The organism is Plantactinospora sp. WMMB334, from assembly GCF_049179095.1.
In the GTDB taxonomy this organism is placed as follows: domain Bacteria; phylum Actinomycetota; class Actinomycetes; order Mycobacteriales; family Micromonosporaceae; genus Plantactinospora.
Genome location: NZ_JBMHME010000002.1, coordinates 1,985,706 through 2,009,267, shown reverse-complemented (window position 1 = coordinate 2,009,267; position 23,562 = coordinate 1,985,706). Strand labels below are relative to the sequence as shown.

20 protein-coding genes and 1 pseudogene are annotated in these 23,562 nt (G+C 73.1%); 14 read left to right on the top strand and 7 right to left on the bottom strand.

Annotation, left to right across the window (positions count from 1 at the left end; genetic code table 11):
• Positions 1-131 precede the first annotated feature (131 nt).
• The 6 genes and pseudogenes from ACN27G_RS08600 to ACN27G_RS08575 all read left to right on the top strand — a co-directional run.
• Entirely contained in the window at positions 132-1,265 is a 1,134-nt protein-coding gene (locus ACN27G_RS08600) for an aminotransferase class I/II-fold pyridoxal phosphate-dependent enzyme (RefSeq protein WP_421492238.1), read from the top strand.
• On the top strand, positions 1,262-1,933 hold the full coding sequence (locus ACN27G_RS08595; RefSeq protein ID WP_421492237.1) for a sugar transferase: 672 nt from the start codon (positions 1,262-1,264) through the stop codon (positions 1,931-1,933). The genes ACN27G_RS08600 and ACN27G_RS08595 overlap by 4 nt, the downstream gene beginning before the upstream one ends.
• Positions 1,930-2,577 carry an acetyltransferase gene (locus tag ACN27G_RS08590; protein ID WP_421492236.1) on the top strand — a complete coding sequence of 216 codons (648 nt, stop codon included), beginning with the start codon at positions 1,930-1,932 and terminating at the stop codon, positions 2,575-2,577. The genes ACN27G_RS08595 and ACN27G_RS08590 overlap by 4 nt, the downstream gene beginning before the upstream one ends.
• On the top strand, positions 2,574-3,956 hold the full coding sequence (locus tag ACN27G_RS08585; RefSeq protein WP_421492235.1) for a glycosyltransferase family 4 protein: 1,383 nt from the start codon (positions 2,574-2,576) through the stop codon (positions 3,954-3,956). Before ACN27G_RS08590 ends, ACN27G_RS08585 begins: the two co-directional genes overlap by 4 nt.
• Before the next feature lie 177 nt (positions 3,957-4,133).
• Positions 4,134-5,561, top strand: a complete 1,428-nt coding sequence (locus ACN27G_RS08580) for an O-antigen ligase family protein (RefSeq protein ID WP_421492234.1) — start codon at positions 4,134-4,136, stop codon at positions 5,559-5,561.
• Positions 5,551-6,024 (top strand): annotated as a pseudogene (locus ACN27G_RS08575) (class I SAM-dependent methyltransferase); the annotation flags it as partial. The gene ACN27G_RS08580 and the pseudogene ACN27G_RS08575, both read left to right, overlap by 11 nt.
• Positions 6,025-6,123: 99 nt before the next feature.
• On the opposite strand, the gene ACN27G_RS08570 reads toward ACN27G_RS08575, so the two are convergent.
• The 4 genes from ACN27G_RS08570 to ACN27G_RS08555 are packed head-to-tail and all read right to left on the bottom strand — an operon-like array spanning position 6,124 to position 12,193.
• A complete protein-coding gene (locus ACN27G_RS08570; RefSeq protein ID WP_421492233.1) occupies positions 6,124-7,782 on the bottom strand; it encodes a lipopolysaccharide biosynthesis protein in 1,659 nt (552 codons plus the stop codon).
• A complete protein-coding gene (gene asnB, locus ACN27G_RS08565) occupies positions 7,779-9,698 on the bottom strand; it encodes an asparagine synthase (glutamine-hydrolyzing) (protein WP_421492232.1) in 1,920 nt (639 codons plus the stop codon). Before asnB ends, ACN27G_RS08570 begins: the two co-directional genes overlap by 4 nt.
• Positions 9,686-10,963 (bottom strand): glycosyltransferase family 4 protein, encoded by a 1,278-nt coding sequence (locus ACN27G_RS08560; protein ID WP_421492231.1) that lies wholly within the window; start codon positions 10,961-10,963, stop codon positions 9,686-9,688. Before ACN27G_RS08560 ends, asnB begins: the two co-directional genes overlap by 13 nt.
• Positions 10,964-10,981: 18 nt before the next feature.
• On the bottom strand, positions 10,982-12,193 hold the full coding sequence (locus ACN27G_RS08555; protein ID WP_421492230.1) for a glycosyltransferase family 4 protein: 1,212 nt from the start codon (positions 12,191-12,193) through the stop codon (positions 10,982-10,984).
• A 249-nt stretch (positions 12,194-12,442) separates the two neighbouring features.
• On the opposite strand from ACN27G_RS08555, the gene ACN27G_RS08550 reads away from it, so the two are divergent.
• A complete protein-coding gene (locus tag ACN27G_RS08550) occupies positions 12,443-13,936 on the top strand; it encodes a glycosyltransferase (RefSeq protein ID WP_421492229.1) in 1,494 nt (497 codons plus the stop codon).
• A 106-nt stretch (positions 13,937-14,042) separates the two neighbouring features.
• Here the strand turns inward: ACN27G_RS08550 and ACN27G_RS08545 are convergent, their stop codons facing one another.
• Positions 14,043-15,023 carry an NAD-dependent epimerase/dehydratase family protein gene (locus ACN27G_RS08545; protein WP_421492228.1) on the bottom strand — a complete coding sequence of 327 codons (981 nt, stop codon included), beginning with the start codon at positions 15,021-15,023 and terminating at the stop codon, positions 14,043-14,045.
• Positions 15,024-15,344: 321 nt separating this feature from the next.
• On the opposite strand from ACN27G_RS08545, the gene ACN27G_RS08540 reads away from it, so the two are divergent.
• The 4 genes from ACN27G_RS08540 (at position 15,345) to ACN27G_RS08525 (ending at position 20,528) form a co-directional block, all read left to right on the top strand.
• Positions 15,345-17,243 (top strand): polysaccharide biosynthesis protein, encoded by a 1,899-nt coding sequence (locus ACN27G_RS08540; RefSeq protein WP_421492227.1) that lies wholly within the window; start codon positions 15,345-15,347, stop codon positions 17,241-17,243.
• Positions 17,244-17,432: 189 nt separating this feature from the next.
• Positions 17,433-18,485 carry a Gfo/Idh/MocA family protein gene (locus ACN27G_RS08535; protein WP_421492226.1) on the top strand — a complete coding sequence of 351 codons (1,053 nt, stop codon included), beginning with the start codon at positions 17,433-17,435 and terminating at the stop codon, positions 18,483-18,485.
• A gap of 19 nt (positions 18,486-18,504) precedes the next feature.
• Positions 18,505-19,641 carry a DegT/DnrJ/EryC1/StrS family aminotransferase gene (locus tag ACN27G_RS08530; RefSeq protein ID WP_421492225.1) on the top strand — a complete coding sequence of 379 codons (1,137 nt, stop codon included), beginning with the start codon at positions 18,505-18,507 and terminating at the stop codon, positions 19,639-19,641.
• Between the two features lie 107 nt (positions 19,642-19,748).
• Positions 19,749-20,528 carry a class I SAM-dependent methyltransferase gene (locus tag ACN27G_RS08525; protein WP_421492224.1) on the top strand — a complete coding sequence of 260 codons (780 nt, stop codon included), beginning with the start codon at positions 19,749-19,751 and terminating at the stop codon, positions 20,526-20,528.
• A gap of 35 nt (positions 20,529-20,563) precedes the next feature.
• Here the strand turns inward: ACN27G_RS08525 and ACN27G_RS08520 are convergent, their stop codons facing one another.
• Entirely contained in the window at positions 20,564-20,983 is a 420-nt protein-coding gene (locus ACN27G_RS08520) for a hypothetical protein (protein WP_421492223.1), read from the bottom strand.
• Entirely contained in the window at positions 20,980-21,312 is a 333-nt protein-coding gene (locus ACN27G_RS08515; protein ID WP_421492222.1) for a hypothetical protein, read from the bottom strand. Before ACN27G_RS08515 ends, ACN27G_RS08520 begins: the two co-directional genes overlap by 4 nt.
• A 338-nt stretch (positions 21,313-21,650) precedes the next feature.
• On the opposite strand from ACN27G_RS08515, the gene ACN27G_RS08510 reads away from it, so the two are divergent.
• The 3 genes from ACN27G_RS08510 to ACN27G_RS08500 are packed head-to-tail and all read left to right on the top strand — an operon-like array spanning position 21,651 to position 23,560.
• Positions 21,651-22,856, top strand: coding sequence for a helix-turn-helix domain-containing protein (locus tag ACN27G_RS08510; protein ID WP_421492221.1), 1,206 nt, complete (start codon positions 21,651-21,653; stop codon positions 22,854-22,856).
• The gene (locus ACN27G_RS08505) at positions 22,853-23,074 is read left to right on the top strand and encodes a hypothetical protein (protein ID WP_421492220.1); all 222 of its coding nucleotides are present in this window, start codon (positions 22,853-22,855) and stop codon (positions 23,072-23,074) included. The genes ACN27G_RS08510 and ACN27G_RS08505 overlap by 4 nt, the downstream gene beginning before the upstream one ends.
• Positions 23,075-23,119: 45 nt before the next feature.
• Entirely contained in the window at positions 23,120-23,560 is a 441-nt protein-coding gene (locus tag ACN27G_RS08500) for an NUDIX domain-containing protein (protein WP_421492219.1), read from the top strand.
• The last annotated feature ends 2 nt before the right edge of the window (positions 23,561-23,562 follow it).

Here is a 23,562-nt window from a genome sequence, read left to right as displayed (position 1 = left end):
GAGGCTCCACCACCTCGGCACAGCGAGTGCGGCGGCCTGTTCCCGTGTTACTTCCGTGGACGGAGGACCATTGTGAGTGCCGTCGATTCCGGCAGCCGGCAACAGCGCCGTACCGCGACCGGCCAGGGCCGGTGAACGCCACAATTTATCTCTCCGCGCCGGACATCGGACCGCTGGAGGAATCGTATCTGCTGCGCGCGCTGCGGTCGGGGTGGGTGGCACCCGTGGGCCCGGAAATCGACGGCTTCGAGCGGGAGGCGGCGCACCGCGTCGGCGCGGCCGGTGCCGTCGCGCTGAGTTCGGGCACCGCCGCACTCCACCTCGGCCTGCTCGGTCTCGGCGCCGGTCCCGGGACGGTCGTCGTCGTGCCCACCCTGACCTTCGTCGCCACCGCCAACGCCGTCTCCTACACCGGTGCCGAGCCCGTCTTCGTCGACTGCGACCCGGCCGACGGGAACATCGACGTCGACCTGCTCGCCGCCCTGCTGAAGGAGCACGAGGCGGCCGGGCGACGGGTGGCCGCGGTCGTTCCGGTGGACCTCTTCGGCAGTTGTGCCGACTACGCCCGGCTGCTGCCGGTCTGCGACGCCGCCGGGGTGCCGGTGCTGGAGGACGCGGCGGAGGCGCTCGGCGCCACCCGGGGTGGCCGGGCGGCCGGCTCGTTCGGTCACGCCGGGATCTTCTCGTTCAACGGCAACAAGATCGTCACCACCTCCGGCGGTGGGATGCTCGTCTCGGACGATCTGGAGCTGGTCGAGCGGTGCCGCTATCTCTCCACCCAGGCCCGGCAGCCGCTGCCGCACTACGAGCACACCGAGACCGGATTCAACTACCGCCTGAGCAACCTGCTGGCCGCCGTGGGCCGGGCACAGTTGCGTCGCCTCGACCTCATGATCGCCCGCCGTCGCGAGCTGCGGGCGCGCTACGCCGAGCTCTTCGCCGCGGTGCCGGGAGTACGGCTGCTCGGGGAGAACGACCCCGGCGCAAACAACTGGCTGACCTGCATCGTCGTCGATCCGGAGCGGGCCGGCTGGCACGCCCGGGAACTCGCCGCCCATCTCGCCGCCGTGCAGATCGAGACCCGACCGGTGTGGAAGCCGATGCACCTGCAACCCGTCTTCGCGGGCCACCGCAGCATGCTCACCGGCGTCGCCGAGCGGCTCTTCGCCACCGGCCTCGCCCTGCCCAGCGGCTCCGGGCTGAACGGCGCCCAGATCGCGCGCGTGCTGAACACGACCGCGGACTTCCTGGGGGCGCGCGCGTGACCGCCGAGCGCCGCCCGTACGACCGGTCGAAACGGATCCTGGACGCGGCCGTCGCCGCCGTCCTCCTGGTGCTCCTCGCACCCGTCATCGGCGCGGTGGCCGGTGCCGTGGCCCTGGCCCTCGGCCGGCCCGTACTGTTCCGGCAGGCCAGGCCGGGCCTGCACGGCAGGCCGTTCACGCTCTACAAGTTCCGCACGATGCACCCCGTCGGGCCGGGCCGGACCAGTGACGGTGAGCGGCTGACCCGGCTCGGGTCCTGGCTCCGCGCCACCAGCCTGGACGAGCTGCCGAGCCTGTGCAACGTGTTGCGCGGGGAGATGAGCCTGGTCGGGCCGCGCCCGCTGCTCCTGGAGTACCTCGACCGGTACACGCCGCAGCAGGCCCGCCGGCACGAGGTCCGGCCGGGCCTCACCGGCCTGGCGCAGGTGAACGGCCGCAACGCCATCAGCTGGCCGGAGCGGCTCAGCCACGACGTCTGGTACGTCGACCGGCGCTGCCTCGGCCTCGACCTGCGCATCCTGCTCAGGACGGTCGCCCGGGTGCTGCGTCGGCACGGCATCGCGGCCGACGGCAACGCGACCATGCCGGAGTTTCTCGGCACGCGACGGTCGCTCGCCGGCGTCGGTGCCGTCGGCAGGAACGGCTCGACGCCGGAGGCACGGCGGTGAGCGTCGACGTCGTGATCGTCGGCTGCGGCGGGCACGGCCGGGAGATCGCCGAGATCGTCCGGGCGGTCAACGAGGTCACGCCGGCCGCGCGGCGCTGGCGGTTGCGCGGCTTCGTCGACGACCACCCGGCGGAGGCGAACCTCAAGCAGGTGCAGCGCCTCGACGTGCCGTACCTCGGGCCGGTGACCTGGCTGCGCGACGCCCCGGCGGGCACCCACGTCGTCCTGGGGGTCGGCGACCCGCGGGTCCGCCGCGACCTGGGTGCGCGCGTCGACGGCTACCGGCTGCCGGGCGCGGTGCTGGTGCATCCGGACGCGACGCTCGGTCCGGCGAACACCGTCGGGGACGGCGTGGTGATCTTCGCCGGTGCCCGGGTCACCACCAACGTCCGGCTCGGCCGGCACGTGCACCTGAACCAGAACTGCACCGTCGGGCACGACAGCACGCTGGCGGACCACGTCTCGGTGAACCCGCTGGCCGCGGTCTCCGGCAACTGCGTACTCGAGTCCGGCGTCCTGATCGGCACCACGGCCGCCGTGCTCCAGGGCCTGCGGGTCGGCGCCGGCAGCGTGGTCGGCGCCGGCGCCTGCGTCGTCCGGGACGTCCCGGCCGGCGTGGTCGTCAAGGGGGTACCGGCCAGGTGAACGTTCACCCGGGTGGGTCCGGTCCGCTCGCTGCGGGCCGGGACCCGCTGCGCGTCGTGGTCCTGTTGAAGACGAACAGCGGGGGGTTGTGGATCATCCCGCAGGTGACCGAACTCCGGCGGCGCGGGCACGAGGTCCTCGTGGTGCTGCCGCCCGGCCCCGGCCGGTTGACCGCCGAGCTGACCCGCCGGGGCTTCCCGGTGCTCGACTCCCCCTTCGACTTCGGCTTCCGGCCGCGCCCGGCGACGCTGCGCGGCCTGTGGCGGCTCCGCCGCCTCGTCCGCCGGCTCCGGCCGGACGTGCTGCACTACCACCTCTACGCGTCCGCCCTGGCGGCCCGGCTGGGCACGCTGGGACTTCCGGTACGCCGGGTGCACATGGTCGCCGGCCCGCTCTTCCTCGAGTCCGCGCTGATCCGGCCGGTCGAGCGGGTGCTGTGGCGGCTGGACCACGTCACCATCTGCGGCACCGCGCACACCTCACGGCGCTACGGGGATCTCGGCTGTCCGGCCCCCCGCCGTCCGGTGGCGACCTACGGGGTGGATCCGGCGCACTTCGCGCCCTCCTGGTCCCTCGCCGACCGGGACCGCCCCGCGACCGGCGCACCGGCCAGCCGCGAGGAGCTGCGGGCGAAGATCCGCGCCGACCTCGGCATCGACCAGGGCGCGTTCCTCGCGGTGATGGTGGCGTACGTCTATCCGCCGAAGCGGCTGGCGCACCACGGCCGGGCCATCAAGGGCCACGACGTCCTCCTGGCCGCCTGGCGCACCTTCCACGCCCGGCACCCCCGGGCCCATCTGCTGCTGGTCGGCGGCGGGTGGACCGCCGCCGGTGAGGCGTACCGGCGCGACCTCGTCCGGCGGTTCGACCTCGACGCGGACCCGAGCGTGACCTGGGTCGAGTCGATGCCGGACGTGCGACCCTGCTACGAGGCCGCCGACCTGAGCGTCAGTCCGTCCCTCTCCGAGGGCCACGGAGCCGCCTGCGAGGCGAGCGCGATGAACCTGCCGAGCGTGGTCAGCGACGCCGGAGGGCTCCCCGAGACCGTCGACGGGGAGACCGGCTGGGTGGTGCCCCGGGGGGACGCGCCGGCCCTGGCGTCGGCGTTGGAGGCCGCGTACCGCGAGTTCGAGGCCGGCCGGCTGCGGGCGCGAGGTGATCGCGCCCGCGACCGCGCCCTGCGGCTCTTCGACAACCGGCTGGCCGCCGTCCGGGTGGCCGACGCCATCGAGCGGGCCGCCGGCGGCGGCACCGCCAGCGGACCCGGCACCGCCAGCGGACCCGGCACCGCCAGCGGACCCGGCACGGAAGAAAGGGCTCACGAGGAATTCTCGTCAATTTATCCGGTAGCCGATCCGGACCGCACTCGCCCCTATTAATTGGGAGCGCCCGAATACCGTGATATGCGCTTCCAGTACGCCGGAGCCGGGTAGGATCTGCATTTGTTCCGACATTCTATCGACGTTTGCGCGTCACGGCCGGAGAGGTCTTCAGTGACGGCTCACCCGAGGTCACAGACATGGCCACCACCGCCGTTTCCCGCCGGCCGGTTCACCATGCCGCCCCGTGCCCACCGGCGCCTGACCTGGCCACTCATCTCGCTGGTGGCCGGTTGCCTGGTCGGATATCTGGTGGTCGCGCATCCACTCGCGGCGGGCCTGGCCGTGGTGGTCGCCGCGGCCGTGCCGATCGTGCTGGGCCGCCCTGACCTGCTCATCCTCTCCGTGGTGCCGTTGAGCGTGGCCCACCTCTCGTTCGTGGCGGACGACGTGCGCGGGGTCCTGCTGGTGAGTCTCGCCGTCGGGCTGGTGCTGGTGCCGACCCTGCGGTCGCCCGTCGGGCGCACCCGCCCGCTCCGGATGGGCTGGCCCGCGCTCTGCGTCGCCGCCCTCGCCGGTCTGCTCCTGCTCAGCACGACGGTCCGGGACAACGCCTGGACGCCGGACCTGCCCGGCAGGTTCTCCGGTCTGACCCATCTCATCGTGGTCATCGGTGGCCTGGGTCTGCTGATCGCGGTCACCGTGTGGCCGCCGAAACCGGCGGACGTCGCGCGGCTGGTGGCGCTGACCGGTGGCATCGTCGGCCTCTACGCGCTGTTCAACGGGCACTACAACGGTGGCCGGCTCGAGGCTCTCGGCATCAACTCCAACTACCTCGCCGCGCTGCTGGCCCCCTCGGTGGGCACGGGCGTCGCCCTCGCGCGCCAGCCTCGCCGGCTCTACCACCTCGCGCCGGCCGCGATCTGCCTGGCGGCGGTGCAGCAGACCCAGTCCCGGGCGGGAGTGCTGGCCGCGGTGGCCGGCGTGCTGGTGGCCGTGATCTCGAACCGGCCGGCACGGCAGCGGTTCATCGGAATGGCGATCAGCGGAATTCTGGCCGCCGCCGTCTACGTATTCCGCAAACCGATCTGGACGGTGGTGTTCGACGAGCGCCCGATGTCGCAGCTCACCGACGACTCCGGGCGAGCCGGCGTACTCAGCGCGACGCTGAGCGCCATTACCCAGCATCCGTTCAACGGTATCGGCTACCGCATGTTCCCCTACTACGCCATGAACCATCCGGACGTGGGCCGATTCCTGAAGACCCACAACGACTATCTGGGCCTGGCGGCGGAGGCCGGCATCCCGGCGGCGTTGCTCCTGATCACCCTGGTGGTCGCGGGGCTGCTCGTCCGCGGTGACGCACTGCTCACGCCGTTGCGCGCCGCCGTGGCGGGCGGAGCGGTGACCCTGGCGTTCGCCAACGTGCTCGTCTGCCCGGTCGTCATCGTCGGGTTCTGGATCTGCCTCGGCTGCGTGCTCGCCAACCGCCGCCGCCCGGCCGACAACGCCGATGCCGACGCCGACACCGACACCGACACCGGCCGGGCACTCGGCACCGGCCCGACCGTCGGCACCGCCTCAACCGTCGGCACCGGCCCGATCCTCGGAACCGGACAGGTCCCCCGTCCACATCCGCACAGGGAGGAAGCCCATGCTCGATAGCAGGAGCGAGGTCGCCGCCGGTCAGCGGTTCGGCTTCGGCGCCAACTGGAAGTCGTTCGTCGAGGTGATGGACGACGACAGGATCGCCTCGGCGACCGCCTCGTTGACCCGGGCGCTGGCCGTCCCGGATCTGACCGGCAGGTCGTTCCTTGACATCGGCTGCGGCAGCGGGCTCTTCTCCCTGGCGGCACACCGGCTCGGCGCCACCGTGCACTCCTTCGACTTCGACCCCGACTCGGTGGCGGCCACCACCGCGCTCCGGCAGCGGTACGCGGCCGGCGGCGACTGGACGGTCGAGCAGGGTTCCATCCTCGACCGGGCGTACGCGGCCAGGCTGGGCCAGTTCGACGTGGTCTACTCCTGGGGCGTGCTGCACCACACCGGCGACATGTGGAAGGCCCTGGCGGCGGCCGTCGACCTGACCCGGCCGGGCGGCCGGCTCTTCGTGGCGATCTACAACGACCAGGGCCCCGCGAGCCGGGTCTGGCGGTGGGTCAAGCGCCGCTACAACTCCTCGGGACGGCTCGGCCGGATGCTGCTCCTCGGGCTCAGCACCATGTACCTATACCGGCGAGTTCCGCTCCGGAAGCTCCTCCAGCTCGTCATGCCCCGCCAGTTTCCGCCCCGACCGATCCGCCGGGGCATGTCCCGGAGCCACGACCTCGTCGACTGGGTCGGCGGCTACCCGTTCGAGGTGGCGCGGCCGGAGCAGATCTTCCGGTTCGTCCGGGACCGGGGCTTCGAGCTGACCCACCTCACCACCTGCGGCGGCGACCTGGGCTGCAACGAGTTCGTCTTCCGGCGGCACGGCGGCGCCTGACCTCCACGCCCGCCGGCCGGCCGTCCCGGCAGCGGCCGGGAAGCGCCGGTTCCGCCCGGTCGACCGGTTCCGCCCGGTCGACCTGCACAGCATCCGCCCGGTCGACGTGAGCAGCAACTTCCGGAGCATGGCCGTCTCGGCCGCCCCCGGCACCAGTCGCCGCCATCCGACCCCGGCCATCCGGCAGAACCGGACCACCTGCGCCAGGGTCAGCGTGGCGTAGCTGACCGATGCGGCGAGGGCACAGCCGACGATCCCCCACCGCGGGATCAGGACCAGGTTGAGCGCGATGTTCAGCGCGAGCGCCACCGCGGGGAACGCGGAGACGACCAGCGGCCGGTCGCAGCGGATCAGGTACGCACCGATCTGCCGACCGGCGTGCATGAGGAAGAGCCCGGGGCCGAGCGCGTACATCGCCTGGACGCTGCCGGCGAAGGCGGCGCCGTACGCGAGCGGGATCAGCACCGGCGCGGTCGCGCAGAGCCCTCCGACGGAGACCGCCGCCAGCAGGGTGGAGATCCGGGTGGCCCGGGTGGTCGCCTCGACGGCGTCGACGAGCTCGCCCTCGGCCTGGCGGGACAGGAAGGCCCCCCGGACCGCCTCGGCCGGGATGCGGGCGAATCCTCCGACGGTCACCGCCAGGGCGTAGAGGCCGACGGCCGCCGGCGAGGTGAGCGCGCCGAGGATGAAGACGTCGAGGCGGAGCGCCAGGTTCAGCGCGGCCGAGCCCGGATGGAAGCGCATGCCCAGCGAGATCGCCTGCCACGCCAGCGCCGGATTCCAGCACCTCAGCCGCGGGCGCTCGCGGGCGAGCAGCACCAGCAGCGCGGAGGCCGAGGATGCGCTCCAGATCGCCACCACCCAGCCGGGCGTGAGCCATCCCCCGACCGCGAGCAGGGCCGTCGCGCCGAACTGGAGGAGGGCGACGTAGAGCATGGAGCGGGTGACCAGGGCGATCTGTGCGTCCAGGGTCAGGGCACCGTTGAGGTAGAGCGCGGTTATCCCCGCCGGCACCGACGCCAGCGCCATGGCCAGCAGCTCGGGGCTCGCGATGGTGATGCCGAACCGGGTACCCGCCCAGAGCAGCAGGGCGGCGCCGAGCGCGGCGAGGATGCCGACGGCGGGCCCGAGCAGCACGCTGTTGGCGAGAATCTCGTCACGCCGGCCCGCCCAGAGCCGGACGTGCGACTGCTCCACGGAGAGATAGCCGAGCGCGATGGTGGTGGTCGCGGTCGCGATCACCAGCGCGGTCACGCCGCGCCCCTCCGGCAGCAGCGCGCGGGCCACCAGGACCCCGCTGACCGCGTTGAGCCCGAGCACCAGCACCCGGGCGACGGCGTTCCAGGTCGCCTGGCGCAGTGTCGACCGCTGCCGGGCCGGCGTCCCGGTCCGGCCGGTCACGACTGCCGGGCGAGCAGATCGTGGTACGGCGCCGCCGCCGACGGGGTGCCGGCGCGGTCCAGCCAGTTCCGGTGCCAGAGCTCGAACTGGACCAGTGCCCAGATCCGGTGGCTCTCGTCGTCGCCCCGGTCGTGCCGCTCCAGCAGCGCGGTGACCGCCTCGGGCCGGAACAGCCCGCGCGACCGGGCCGTCCGGTCGGTCAGCACGCCCCAGGAGAGGTCGCGCAGCTCGCCCCGGAACCAGCGGCCCAGGGGCACGCCGAAGCCCATCTTCGGCCGGTTGACGATCTCGTCCGGCAGCCAGGGCGCGACCGCCCGCTTGAGCAGGTACTTCGTCGTGCTGCCCCGGATCTTGAACCGGGTCGGCAGGTGCGCCGCCCACTCCATCAGGTGGTGGTCGAGCAGCGGCGACCGCGCCTCCAGGGAGTTGGCCATGGTCGTGATGTCGACCTTGGGCAGCAGGGCGCCCGGCAGGTAGGTCTGCACGTCGGCGTCGATGAGCCGGCCCAGCCGGTCCGCCGCCCGGGAGGCCGCGTACGCCTCGCCGAGCAGCGCCCAACTGTCCACCCCGGCGAGGTGCTCGCGCAGCTCGTCGGTGTAGAGGTCGACCTGCTGCGCCGGCGGGAAGACGGAGATCAGCGAGGCGTAGCGGGCCAGCGCCGGCTGGCCGAGCAGCTGGAGGATCCGGCCCAGGGCACGCGGCCGGGAACCGGTGCTGGTGTGCGCGACGATCCCGCCGCCGACCCGGTGCAGTGCCCGTGGGGTCGCCCATCCCGGCACCCGGTCGAGCGCCCGGATCAGCGCGTACCGCCGGTAGCCGCCGAAGCACTCGTCGCCGCCGTCCCCGTTGAGCACCACCGTGACGTGCTCGCGGCTCAGCCGGGCCACGTAGAAGCTCGGTATCGCCGACGAGTCGGCGAAGGGCTCGTCGAAGTGGTGGGTGAGCGCCGGCAGGAGGTCGACGCAGGAGGGGGTGACCACCAGCTCGTGGTGGTCGGTGCCGTACCGCCGGGCGACCAGCCGGGCGTGCTCGCGCTCGTCGTAGCGCGCCTCGTCGAAGCCGATGCTGAAGGTCCTGACCGGTCCGGTCGAGCAGCGCGCCATCGCGGCCACCACCGCGGAGGAGTCCACGCCGCCGGAGAGGAAGGCGCCGAGCGGGCGTTCGCTGACCATCCGGACCCGGACGGCGTCCAGCAGCCGCTCCCGGAGCTGCTCCGCCGCCTCGTCCTCGTCCGGCACCTCGTGCGGCGTGCAGTCGAGTCTCCAGTACCTGCGCACCTCGACCGCGCCGTCCTGCCAGCTCAGCAGGTGACCGGGGGGAAGCTTCCGGATCCCCTGGTAGATCGACCAGGGTGCCGGCACGTACTGGTAGCTGAGATAGTGGTGCAGCGCCGCGAGGTCGAGCCGGCGCTCCAGGCCCGGGTCCTGGAGCAGCGACTTCGCCTCCGAGCCGAACGTGATGGTGGCGCCGTCGGACCACCAGTACAACGGCTTCTTGCCGACCCGGTCCCGGCCGAGCAGCAGCCGGCGTCGCCGGGTGTCCCAGATGGCGAAGGCGAACATGCCGCGGAGCCGGTGCACCAGGTCGTCGCCGTGCTCCTCGTAGAGGTGGACCAGGCACTCCGAGTCGCCGTCGCTGCGCAGCCGGTGCCCCCGGCGGGCCAGGTCGGCGCGGAGGGCGGCGAAGTTGTAGATCTCGCCGTTGAAGACGGCGACCACCGTGCCGTCCTCGTTCCGCACCGGCTGCTGGCCACCGGCGACGTCGATGACGGCCAGCCGGCGCATCCCCATGGCGCACCCGTCGTCCACGTGCACCCCGGCGCCGTCCGGACCCCGGTGGGTGATCACGTCACACATCCGGTGCACCAGCGCCGGATCGGGGCCGGCGGTCGAGACGACTCCGGCTATGCCGCACATGGTTGTGCCGCCGTCCCGTCGTGCCGGGCACCGGGCAGCGCCCGGCGGTACATCGCGACATGCGCCGAGGCCGCCGCCTCCAGGGTGAAGACGCTGGCCCGGAAGGCCCGGACGGCGGCCTCCGGGTCCCGCTCCCGACACGGCCGGACCGCCCGTCCGATCGCCTCCGCCCACTCGGCCGGCGGGGCGTCCCGGCCCACCACGGTGACGCCGGGCAGGTGCCGGGCGATGAAGCGCACGCCGGGCAGGTCGGCGGCGACGACCGCGGTCCCGACCGCCAGCGCCTCCAGCACCACGCCGGGCAGCCCCTCCCGCTCGGAGGGGAGGACGACGACGTCGGCCTGCCGCATCAGGTCACCGACGTCCTCCCGGGCGCCGAGCAGGTGTACGCGGTCGACGACCCCGCCCGCCTCGGCCTCGCGCAGCACCCGGGCCTCGTCGTCGGCGTCGCGCGCCCCGACCAGCGCGGCGCGGCTCGGGCGACCGCTCGCGGCCAGCGCCGCGACGACCTGTGGGACGATCCAGCGCCGCTTCTCCGGTGCCGGGCGGCCGACGTGCAGGCAGACGATCTCGCCGGGTGCCGCCCCCACGCTGGCCCGGAGGTCGAGGTCGCCACGGCGGGCGAGCCGTCCGAGATCGAGGCCGTTGGGTATGACCCGGCAGCGCGGGTCCGACTCCCAGGACGGCCGGTACGCGTGACGGAGCGCGCCGGGCGAGACCCCGACGACATCGGTGGCGAAGATGTCGATCAGCTTCCGCATCACCCACCGCTGGGTGCGGCGCCGCAGGGTGCTCGGGCGGCCGTCACCGTCGCTGCGGAAGTGTGCGATCCGGACCGGGACCCCGGCCAGCGCCGCCAGCAGCACGAGCGCGCCGGAGAAGGTCGAGACGTCGGAGTGCACCACCCGCACCTCCAGTCGCCGGAGCAGGCGCAGGAAGCGGAGCGGAAACCGGAGGTCCAGCGGGAGCGGATGCACCGTGGCGCCCATCCGCTCGACGACCGGGCCGAGCACCCCGGCCCGCCCGCTGAGCGTGACGAAGTGCAGCACCGCACCCGCCTCCGCCAACAGCGGCAGAAGTTCGACGGTCCGGCGCTCCGCTCCCCCGACGTCCAGCGACCCGAAGACCCGGACCACGTGGTAGCGGGCCGGCTCACCCGCCGTCCCGGCGGCCGGCTCGTCGGTCATCCCGGCAACCGGCTCATCGGTTGGCACTCCGGCCTGGCCGGACGTGTCGCGGGCGGCGCCGCCGACTGGTCTGGACACGATGCTGCTCCTGTCGCGCTATCCGGTGGCGTGCAGGACCGGGCGGTGGCCGCCCTGGGCCGTCGCGGCGGCCACCGCCCGGTAGTAGGCGGTCCGCCGGTGGGCGAGCGTGTCGGCGGAGAAGTCGCGCGACCGGGCCAGGTTGCGCGCGGAGGCGGCGGTCATCCGCGCCGGGTCGGCCAGCATCCGGCCGATGGCGGTGGCCAGCGCGGCCGGGTCGTCGGGGGGGGCCAGGTCGTCGATGCCGAGCACTTCCGGGATGCCGCCGACGGTCGTGCCGATCGCCGGCAGGCCACGGGCCATCGCCTCGATCAGCGCCTGGGGCAGCCCCTCCGTGCGCGAGGGCATCACGAAGAGGTCCGCCGCGTCGAGGTGCCGGCGGACCGCCTCGCCGGTGGAGACGACACCGGCGAACGTCACCCGGTCCGCCACGCCGAGCCGGTCGGCGAGGCGTTCGAGTTCCGGACGGAACCTGCCGTCACCGAGGTGTACGAGCCGGGGCCGGAGACCGGGGCCGGCGAGCCGGGCCAGTGCGGCGAGGAGCGTGTCGACGCCCTTGTAGAGCTGCGCCAGCATGCCGACCGAGACGACCGTGCCGGCGCCGCGAGGACCGTCGACGACGCGCGGCTGCCCGACGTAGGCGTCCGGCGGAAGGTTCACACTCGACACGTGGGTACTCACCGCGCCCTCGCGGACCGGGTACCGGCGTTGCAGGTAGTGCTCGGTCACGTAGGCCGCGCCGACCGCCGTCCGGCACTGGTGCCGCAGCCGTCTGGTGGTCAGGTGCCGCAGCACGGGCCGGAGCGGATGGCGTAGCGTCCCGGGGGCGAAGACGTCGTAGGGGTCGCCGATCACCTCCAGCGCGTACGGCAGGCCCTGCCGTTCCCGCGCCCTGGCCAGCAGCGACCCGACCGGGGACGGCACGCGCAGGATCACCGCGTCGGCCGCGTCGGCGGCGGCGGTCACGGCCCGCCTGACCGCGCCCTGGCGGCGCAGGTATTCGGCGGGTCCCTGGTAGTGCGGCACCGGCCAGACCTCGACGCCCTCCCCGTCCACCCGGGACGCTCCGCCGGGCACCTCGGGGACGTCGCGCACCCTGGCGACGACCCGGACACTCCGGAAGGCTGCCAGGTAGCGGCTCCAGTTCGGATAGCTCGGTCCCGCGTGGATCCACACCCGCGCGTCCGGCGTCCGCAGACACCGGGACTCCGTGGTGACCACCACCCGCATCAAGGTCCTCCCTGCCGCGACGCCAAGCGCTGCCCCTTCTTTCTTTCTGCGGCACCCCGCCGCTGCGCGGTCGCGCGTCTGACTAACGGCGGAGTCCGCGCAAAGGTGACGGAGGCGCCGGTTCACCCGTTATGGTGGGCGCGAGTAACGGCGCCCGGACGCGCCCACAAACGGCCCGTCCCATTGCATTATTCGGCCGAAGGACCGCGATTCCGGAAAACCTTTCACAGCCGTATTCGAAGGGATCTCATGACAGCTCCGCCTACCGGTGCGGACGCCCGCCGTGCGGCCTCCGCCGGACCCGGTTCCCTGCCCGCTCCGCCCGGACCCGCCGGCCGCATCCCGGCCGCGCCGCCGCGCCTGTTGATCGTCTCCCACTGCTTCCCACCGTCGGAGATGGTGGGTGGCAGGCGGCCCGCCGCGCTGGCCAGGATCGCCGTGCGAAGCGGCTGGGACGTGCGCGTCCTGACCGCGACGCCGTCGGACCGGAACGTCGCCGGCATCGGCATACCGGAATGGCAGGTGGTGCGGGCGGCGCCGCTGTTCCACTGGCCGCAGCTCGGCGCCGGGTCGCGACCGGTCCGGGACGGCGACGGTACGCCACGCGCTCGACCCGCACCGCTCCGCCCCGCGTTACTCCGCCCCGCGTTACTCCGCCCCGCGTTACTCCGCCCCGCCGGCCTCCGCTCGGCGGCCACCCGTTCCGCCAAATTCCTCGGGCGCGAGGCACTCATGTTTCCGGACGGGGAGTCGACCTGGATCGTCCCCGCCGTCACCGGCTTTCTCAGGGCGCAACGGAGTTGGCGACCCGACGTCATATTCGCGACCGGGCCACCATTCTCCGGATTCGTCGTGGCCGCCGCGCTGGCCCGGAAACTCGGTGCGCCCTGGGTCGCCGACTACCGCGACCTGTGGACGGTCGGCAACGAATACCGGGTGCCGAGCCGGGTCGCGCTGCGCCGGCGGGCCGACCACTGGCTGGAGCGGCGCCTGCTGCGGTCGGTGGCCCGCTGCGTCACCATCTCCGCCCCGATAGCGCAGACCCTGCGTGCCACCTTCCGGGTCGACACCGAGGTCGTGATGAACGGCATCGACCGGCGTGCGGAGCCGGCGGTGTCGTCACCCGGGGCGGCGGGCACCTGCTGGCCGGCCGGAGCGACCGGTCCGCAGAGCCTGCGGCTGGCCCACACCGGGCTCCTCTATCCCGGCAAGCGCAGCCCGGGGCCGCTCCTCGACGCGATCGCGCTCCTCGGGGACGAGGCGCGACGCGTCCACTTCGTCCAGGCCGGCCCGGACAACGGCGTCGCGGTCGACGCCGCCGGGCGCAGCGCCGTGCCGGAGGCCGTCACCGTGCTCGGCCACGTGCCGGCGGAGCGGTCGTGGCGCATCCAGGCCGAAGCCGACGTGCTGGTGCTGCTGATGTGGAACGACCCGCGCGACGCCGGCACCGTACCCGGGAAGTTCTTCGACTACCTGCACGCCCGGCGACCGATCCTGATGATCGGCCACCGGGACGGGGTCGTCGCCGAGCTCATCCGCGCGCGCGGTGCCGGGGTGGTGCTGAGCGATCCGGCGGAGATCGCGGAGCAGCTACGGCGCTGGCTGGCGGTCAAGGACCGCGACGGCCGGATTCCGGCGCTACCGGCCGCCGTGCAGCAGGGCCTGTTCCGGGAAGACCAGATGGCGAGGTATCTGGAGCTGCTCCGCGATACCGGCGCCCGGCACCGCGCCCGGCCGGCCTGACCGACACGGCACGGCCCGCGGCCGGGGGCGCGCCGGCACGGGCCGGTCGTCCTGGGGCACGGGCCGGTCGTCCTGGGGCAGGCCGGGTCGCCCGTCGCGGGCCCGGTCAGGCCGGTACGGTGCTCGGCTCGGCGGCGCCGGTCAGCCCAGCCTGGTCGTAGTGCGCCCGGTACCACTCCGCCGTCGCCCTCAGGCCGTCCGCCAGCGAGGTCGCCGTCACCTCGGGAAAGAGCTGGCGCAGCAGCCGGTTGTCCGCGCTGGAGTGCCGCACGTCCCCGGTCCGTTCCGGCGCCGTCTCCCGGGCGATCGGGCGGGCCAGCAGCACCTCCAGCTCGGCCACCACCGTGTGCAGGTCGGTCTGCGTCCCGAAGGCCAGGTTCACCGGCTGCGGGTGGTGCACCCGGCGCCGTACCGCGTCCAGCAGCACGTCGCAGACCGTGTCCACGTACGTGAAGTCGCGGGTCTGGCGCCCGTCGCCGAAGAAGGTGACCGGCTGGCCGTGCAGCGCGGCGTGCACGAACCGGGGGATCACCGCCGCGTACGCGTGGTCGTGCCGCTGCCGGGGCCCGTAGACGTTGAAGAACCGGAAGGCGAGGGTGGGCAGGTCGTAGCAGGCCTGGTAGGCCAGCGCGTACGCCTCGGTGGCGAGCTTGCTCGCCGCGTACGGGCTCAGCGGCCTGGTCCAGCCGAGTTCGCTCTTCGGCAGGTCGGGGTTGGCCCCGTAGACCGAGGAGGAGGAGGCGACCACGACGTGCCGTACGCCGTGCCGGCGCGCCGCCTCGAAGACCGACACCGTCCCGGTCGCGTTGACCCGGTGCGAGGCGACCGGGTCGCGGACCGAGCGCGGCACGCTCGGCAGCGCCGCCAGGTGCACCACGGCGTCCCGGTCGGCGACCGCGCGGGCCAGCACCCGTTCGTCGAGGATCGAGCCCGCCACCAGCTCGACGTCGAGCCCCGCCAGGTTGCTCCGGGCGCCGGTCGACAGGTCGTCCACCACCCGGACGTCCATGATCGTCGGGTCCGCCAGCGCGGCCCGGGTCAGGTTCGCACCGATGAAGCCGGCGCCGCCGGTCACCAACAGTCGCATCGTGTCAACCTCTTCTTCGGCGAGTGCCGATACGCGGCCGCCGGACGCACTTTCTGGGCAGGCTGCGGCGTCTCACATCAACGTCTGACTAACGCATCACCGGCACCGAGGAGACGGCTGCACGGCGGCACATAATGACAATGCCGCACGATGCGAGGAATATACGTAAAACCTCCACGGCTTTCGCGAATACGAAACAGATCCGGAGCTTCCAAAAAGGTGAAACAACAGCAGCATGCGAGAAATTCGGCTAGATAGTATTTAGCCTGGCGAGGAGTCATCCGGACCTGCGTCAGGGCAGTCCGACGCAGGGAGCCGTAGATGCAGCAGAGTGCAGCCACGCCCACGCCCACCGACGCCACCACACCGTGGAGAGGAGCGCACCGCCGCTCCCTGGCGCTGGTGGCCACCGACAGCGCAGGGTGGTTGGGCGGCTTCGCGGCGGCGGCATGGGCGCGGCACGAATTCGACGTCACCGTCGACGAGCTCACCAGGGTGATCTGCGCCGGGCTGATCGCCGCCGTCCTGAGCGGTCTGGTGACCCGGCTCCGGCACCGGCACTGGGGGCGGCACCCGCTCGGCAGTCTCCAGGACGCCCGCACCCTCGCCGGCACGGTCGGCTGCGTCGCGGCGGTGATGCTGCTCGGCGTACTCGCGATGTCGCCCCGGCCGGTCCCGGCCAGCACCCCACCGGTCGGGGCGGCGCTGGCCCTGCTGCTCATGCTCTCCGTCCGGGTCGCCTACCGGCAGCAGCGCGACAGGTCGCTCCGCCCCACCATCCAGTCGGCCATGCCGGTGCTGCTCTTCGGGATGGGCTCCGCCGGCCAGGCGCTGCTGCGCGCGATGCTGAGCGACCCCCGGGGCCACTACCTGCCGGTCGGCCTCCTCGACGACGATCCGGAGAAGCGGCACCTCTGCTTCGACGGGGTGCGGATGCTCGGCGGCCGGGCCGAGATCGCCAAGGCGGTGGGCCGGACCGGCGCCGGGACGGTCATCTTCTCGGTCGCCAACGCCGACGCCGAACTGATCCGCGAGGTCCGGACCGCCACCCTCGCCGCCGGGGCCGCCTTCAAGATCCTTCCTCCGGTACGCGAGCTGGTCGACCACCGGATCAGCGTCGCCGACGTACGCGACGTCGACATCGACGACCTGCTCGGCCGCCGGCAGGTGGCGACGAACCTGAAGAGCGCCGACAACGGCCTCGCCGGGCGCCGGATCCTGGTGACCGGCGCCGGCGGCTCGATCGGCTCGGAGCTGTGCCGGCAGATCGCCCAGGCCGACCCGGCCGAGCTGATGATGCTCGACCGGGACGAGTCGGCCCTGCACAGCCTCCAACTCTCGCTCTCCGGCCGGGCGCTGCTGGACAGCTCCGAGCTGATCCTCGCCGACATCCGCGACGCCGAGCGGCTCAACCGGATCATGGCCGACCGCCGCCCGGACATCGTCTTCCACGCCGCCGCGCTCAAGCACCTGCCGCTGTTGCAGCAGCACCCGGGCGAGGCGGTGCAGACCAACGTCTGGGGCACCCTCGCGGTCCTCGACGCGTGTCGCGGGGTGCAGAAGTTCGTCAACATCTCGACCGACAAGGCCGCGAACCCGATAAGCGTGCTCGGCTACTCCAAGCGGATCACCGAGCGGCTCACCGCGTACGCCGCCGCCAACTCGGCCGGCACCTTCCTCAGCGTCCGCTTCGGCAACGTGCTCGGCAGTCGGGGCTCGGTGGTGACGGCGTTCCGGGCGCAGATCGAGGCCGGGCTGCCGGTCACGGTCACCCACCCCGAGGTGACCCGCTATCTGATGACGGTGCAGGAGGCGGTGCACCTGGTGCTCCAGGCGGCGGCGATCGGGCGGGACGGCGAGGCGCTGGTGCTCGACATGGGCAAGCCGGTCGGCATCGACGACCTCGCCCGGCAGCTCGCCGCGCAGGCGTCCCAGCCGCCCCGGATCGTCTACACCGGACTCCGGCCCGGCGAGAAGCTGCACGAGGACCTCTTCGGTGCCGGTGAGGTCGACGTACGGCCGCTGCACCCGCTGATCTCCCACGTCCCGGTGCCGGCCCTGAATCCGACGGACATCATCGGGCTGGATCCGTTCGACGATCCGGAGAAGCTCATCGAGCGTCTCGCCTCGCTCTGCGGACAGGTGGAACAGAATCAACAGTCCATGACGTTGGTGCCGACCACCCGGAATGCTCGGTCCCAGTCCTCGCACCCGATCTGAACGTCGACCGCGACGGCGGATCCGAGTCGGGAAACGGACAGCCGGCTGGCGGGTCGCGGCCCGGCCATTGCACGATCCCGACTAATTGAGGCAATCTGCGATCTCCCATTCTCGATAAATCGATTTCAGGAATCGATTCATCTCCTGTCGGGCGGCGAAAGCCAGCGGTGCGATCCAATGGAGGTCTGCGTGACCGGAGAATTGGCCCTCATCGGCTTCGGTTACTGGGGCACCAACCTCGCCCGTAACCTCGACAGGCTCGCGCAGTCGCGGTGGCGTCACGTGGTCGACGCCAGTCCGGAACGGCGCCGGGCCGCGACGGAGCGCTACCCGGGGCTGCGGGCCACCGACGACCTGGCGGCGGTGCTCTCCGACGACCGGGTCGAGGCGGTCCTGGTCGCCACCCCGGCGCCGAGCCACGCGTCGCTGGTCCGGCGGGTGCTGGCCGCCGGCCGGCACGTCTTCGTCGAGAAGCCGCTGGCGATGTCGGTCGCCGACGCGGTCGCCCTGGCCGGGACCGCCGACCGGGCCGGCCTGGTGCTGATGGTCGGCCACACCTTCGAGTACGTCCCCGCCGTGGTGCGGATGCACGAGTACGTCCGCTCCGGCGAGATCGGCGACGTCCTCCACCTGCACTCCCAGCGCCTCAACCTCGGCCGGATCCAGAGCGACCTGCACACCTTCTGGTCCATCGGGCCGCACGACGTCTCCATCGCCAACTACCTGCTCGGCACCGGGCCGCGGTGGGTCGCCGCGCAGGGCGGGCGGTATCTGCACGACGGCGTCGAGGACGTCGTCTTCGTCACCATGGGGTATCCCGGGGACGTGGTGGCGCACATGCACGTGAGCTGGCTGGACCCGGCGAAGACCCGTCGCACCACCGTCGTCGGCACCCGGCGGATGCTGGTCTACGACGACCTGAACACCGAGGCCCGGCTGACCGTCTTCGACAAGGGCGCGGAGCCGCTGGAGCCGGACGGGCACGGCATCCGGCGGTACCGGCTGCGCGACGACGCGGTGCACGTGCCGGCGCTGTCGATGGTGGAGCCGCTCGAACTGGAGCTGCGGCACTTCCTCGACTGCGTACGCACCGGCGCCCGGCCCCGGACGGACGGCTGGAACGGCGCCCGGGTGGTGGCGGTGCTGGAGGCGGTGGACGCCTCGCTGCGGGCCGGCGGCGCGACCGTGGCCGTGCCGCAGGTCACCGACCGGCGTACCGACCTGACCACGGCCCTCCACTGAGCAGCATCAGGAGCCCAGCATGTCCCGAATCCCCCTGGTCGACCTGGCCGCCTCCTACGACCGGCACCGGTCGGCGATCGACGCGGCGATGCGGTCGGTCGTCAAGGAGACCCGCTTCATTCTCGGCCGCGACGTCGGCGAGTTCGAATCGGCGTTCGCCGCGTTCTGCGGCACCGGACACGCGGTCGGGGTCGCCTCCGGCACCGCCGCGATCCACCTGAGCCTGGCCGCGCTCGGGATAGGCCGCGGCGACGATGTGGCCGTGCCGGCGCACACCTTCGTCGCCACCGCCGAGCCGGTGAGCTGGCTGGGCGCCCGGCCACGCTTCGTCGAGGTGGACGCGGAGACCGGCGGGATGGACCCGGACGCCCTGAAGGCGGTCGTCGACCGGGTCCGGGCGGTGCTGCCGGTCCACCTCTACGGGCTGCCGGTCGACCTCGCCGCGATCGGCGCGCTCGCCGCCGCGGCCGGGGTGCCGCTGGTGGAGGACGCCGCCCAGGCGCACGGCGCCGAGTACGTCCAGCCGGACGGCTCGGTGGTGCGGGCCGGGGCGTACGGCCGGGTCGGCTGTTTCTCGTTCTATCCCGGCAAGAACCTCGGCGCCTTCGGCGACGCCGGTGCGGTCACCACCGCCGACCCGGAGCTGGCGGACCGGATCCGGCGGCTCGCCAACCACGGGCGGACCAGCAAGTACGAGCACCTCAGCGTCGGCTACGCGGAGCGGCTGGACACCCTCCAGGCGGCGGTACTCGCGGTCAAGCTGGAGACCCTGGCGGAGGGAAACCGGCGCCGCCGCGAGCTGGCCGCCGCCTACCGGGCCCGGCTGACCGGGGTCGGCGACCTCGTGCTCCCCGTCGAGCCGCCGAACCGCCGCAGCGTCTACCACCTCTTCGTGCTGCGCAGCGGGCACCGGGACGGGCTGCGGGCGTACCTGCGGGAGGCCGGGATCGAGGCCGGGGTGCACTATCCGGTCCCGTTGCACCTGCAACCGGCGTACGCCTCGCTCGGGCACCGCCCCGGCGACCTGCCGGTGACCGAGGCGTGGGCCCGGGAGTGCCTCTCCCTGCCGATCTATCCCGAACTCTCCGACGGCCAACTGGAGCGCGTGGTCGCGCGGGTACGCGACTACTTCGACAGCGCCGCACACCGGCGCTGAGCCGCTGCCACCAGGGCGTTTCGGCCAGCGGGGCGAGCGAGCCGGCGTCACCGGCGGATCGTTGAGTCGTTGAACGAACCGTCCAGCCGGGATCAGGGAGAAGGACCATGGATCTGGCCGTCCAACGCGCCGAACTTCGCAAGTCGCCCCAGGAACGGGAGCGGATCGACGACCTCTTCCGGCTGATCCCGGAGGGCGGTGGCGTGGCGCTGGACGCCGGCGCCTGGGACGGCCATCTGGCCCGCCGGCTCGCGGACCGCTACGACCGGGTGGTCGCGCTCGACCTCACCGCGCCGACGGTCGACCACGAGCGGGTGGAGTGCGTGCAGGGCGACATCACCGCCCTGGACTACCCGGACGACAGCTTCGACCTCGTCCTCTGCACCGAGGTGCTGGAACACGTCCCCGCCGACCGCCTCGCGGCGGCCTGCACCGAGCTGGCCCGGGTGGCCCGGCGGGACCTCATCATCGGTGTGCCCTTCCGGCAGGACCTGCGCCTCGGCCAGACCACCTGCCGGGACTGCGGCCGGCGCAACCCCCCGTGGGGGCACGTGAACTCGTTCAGCCTGGAGAAGCTGCGTGACCTCTTCGGCGCGCTGCGGGTCGAGACCAGCTCGCTGGTCGGCCAGCGCGTCGACACCAACGCCCTGGCCGCCGCCGTCACCGACCTCGCCGGCAACCCGCGCGGCACCTACGGCCAGGAGCAGGGCTGCGTGCACTGCGGCGCCAAGCTGGTACGCCCGCAGTGGCGGCTGACGACCAAGGCGCTCGCCGCGCTCGGGATCGCGTTGCAGAAACCCACCGTCTGGTGGCGCGGCCCGCAGCCCGGCTGGATGCACGTCCACTTCGTCAAGGAGCGGCAGACGGAGGCCGCGCCGCAGGTCTGAGCGGGGAATCCATGGGTCACGCCTCCCGCGCCTGATCATGTGTCCGGTGTGGTGGGGCCGTTCATGCCGGTGATCCGTCGTAGGTCCTCCGGTGTCGGGGTCGCGGACGGGAGCAGGATCCGCACCGATTCGGGGATCGCGTCGTCGCCGACGACCTCCAGCCACGTGCCGGCGAGTTGGATGCGGCCGCAGTCCGGCAGCCCGCACGGCCGGCAGCCGTCGATCCCGCGCGGCCAGTGCGCGTCGAGGACCTGCCGGGCCACCACGGTGACGAGCTGACACCGTCGCGGATCCCGGCCGACAAGCGCGTCGGTGATGACGACCCACAACGCCCACTCCGCCGTCGGGCACCACGACCCCCGACAGCCGCCACACCGGCCCCGCTCGGCATGGGTGGTGATGGTCGCCCACGCCCAGTCGACGGCCAGCCCGGAAGCGCTCTGCGGCACGCTCACCGGACCCGCTCCAGCGCCGCCCGGACATCCCCGGCGGTGACCGCCGCCGGCAGCGTCCCACCGAGCAGCACCCGCACCGCCTGCTCCCGCCGGTGCACCTCGACCGCCCACGACCACAGCGGGCAGCCGTCCGGACCACACCGGCCGCACCGCCGCAACGCGTGGGCACCGAGGACGAGACGGGCGAAGGCGCACTCCACCGGCACCGGCCACTCGACAGTCAGCCACCGCCGCACCAGCCGGATCACACCAGCCTCCCGAAGCCCGACCGGATCGTGCCGGTGCCCCGCCCGGTCGACCCGGCGACGGACGGCGGCGAGCAGCACCACACACCCACCCGGGGGCCGCATTCGGCACACCGGCCACCGTCCCGATGCTGCTCCTCGATCCGGCGATCCGCCCGCCACCGGTCCACGAGATCCACTCTTCCGTCACCTCCCGGGTCGTGGCGCCCCGGACACCAGTCACGAAGCGCCACTCTCCACCTCATCCGGCGCCGGCCCGGAACGTCCGGGGGGGGACGAAGCTCCGGACCGGCCGGGGCGCCCGGTTGCGACCGGTGGTCGACATCCACCGCCGTGCGGCCCCTTGTCAGGGAGCATGGCCCCGCCTACGGTCCGTAGGGAGCCGCCCCGCGTCTACCACCGTCTACAGATAGGGCGCGATCATGGCCAGCACGCCGGGACAGGTGCTCCACTCTCTACGAGAGGCCGCAGGGATGAGCCTGGCCGCCCTCGCCACTCGTACGCACTTCAGCAAGGCAGCGATCGGCCACGTCGAGACGGGCGTCCGGTCGCTGAGCCCGGAACTGGCAGCGGCGTGCGACCGGGCGCTGGGCACGGCCCCGCTGCTGACGGTCCTGATCGCACTGACTGGAGAGGACCAGGCCATGCGCCGACGCGCCCTGTTGACCACCCTGACCGCCGCGGCCGGAGTCGCCGGCCTCGCCGGGGCGGTCGCCGTCGCCGAGCTGATCCGGGCCGGCCTGGTCGACGCCGCTGGTGAAGTCGAAGACTGGGGGCAGGTGGTTGCCGACTACTCCCGCCGCCTCGTCACCGACCCGTCTCCCGCCTACGGTGCTGCCCTGCTCGGCCAGGTGATGCTGGCCAAGCAGGAGATCGTCAGCCGGGGTGCGACGCCGGACCTGCTCCGGGCCGCCGGCCTGCTCACCCAGCTCTACGGCCTGTGGCGCGGCAACCAGGACGACGTGTCGGGCGCTCACGGCTGGTACCGGACGGCGGTGCTGCTCGCTGACCGCTCCGGCGACACCGCCTCCCAGGTCTTCGTCCGGGCCCGGACTGCCAGCCGGGGCATTTTCGAGGGCTACACCCTGTGGGAGACATCGGCGAAGGCCGGCGAGGCTCTGGCCATCTCTGACCGGCCGTCGCTCGGCGCCCTGGAGGCGCATTCGGCGCTGGTCCACGTACACGCCCTAGCCGAGGACCTACCGGCTGGCAGACGCGCGCTGGGCGGAATGTTGGACGTCGCCGAGCGGCTACCCGACACCGGCCCGGACGGGCCGCTCGCCCGGACCGTCAGCTTCCAGCACTACCTGGAGGCCCGGATCGGCGAGCCCGCCGCCGCCGACCAGACGTGGCAGACGGCCGAACCGATCCTGCGGCCGGTGCCGGTGTGGTGGCGGGAGGCGCAGGTGTACTACGGCCTCGCGCTGGTGCGCCGCGGTGATGTCGCAGACGGGATCGGGTACGGGCTCGCCGCCGCGCAGGCGCTCCCGACCCCGGTCCGGACCGTCGGCATCGCGGTGGCGGACCTGCTCCGGGCGGTGCCGACCCGGTACGCGTCGACGGATCTGGACGAGCTGCGGCGGCATGCTGCGCCCGGCGGCGGCCCGTGGGTAGCGTGGGGAACATGACCCGGCCACGGCGACACACCCCGGAGCAGGCGGCGGAGGCCGCGCGGATCCGCGACGAGAACCGGCTGACGATCGAGCTGACCGGCCTCGTCCGGGACCAACCGGAGCGGATGATCCGGAACCCGTGCGGCGACCCGGCGACATGCACGCACGGGCACTGCTACGGGGATCCGGCCGAGGCCGAGCATGTGCGCCGGACCGGCCTGCCGAGCGACTGACGAGGGCCGGTCCGCTCGGCAAGGAGTGATGCGGGAGGCCAGCCGGTGAGTCGACGGGTGGACTACTTCGACGACCCGTCCGCCCCGGCAGCGACATCGCTGATACCCGGCGGGTCCGCGCTGGTCGCCGACGACCGGGGCCGGATCCTGTTGCAGCGGCGCGCGGACTCCGGGAACTGGTCGCTGCCGGGCGGCACGATGGAACTCGGCGAAACCCTCGGCGACGCGGTGATCCGGGAGACCCGGGAGGAGACCGGACTCAATGTCGAGCTGACCGGCATCCTCGGGATCTACACCGACCCCCGGCACGTGATCGCGTACGCAGACGGCGAGGTGCGGCAGGAGTTCGTGGTCGCGTTCACTGCCCGTACACCCGGCAGGGCTCCGGAGATCGCGGCGACTGCGTCAGGGAGTACCGGGGCGGCACGCGCGGTGCGGGGCCCGGCCATCGAGCCGGGCCCCGCATTTGTCGGGCGGAACGGGTAGGG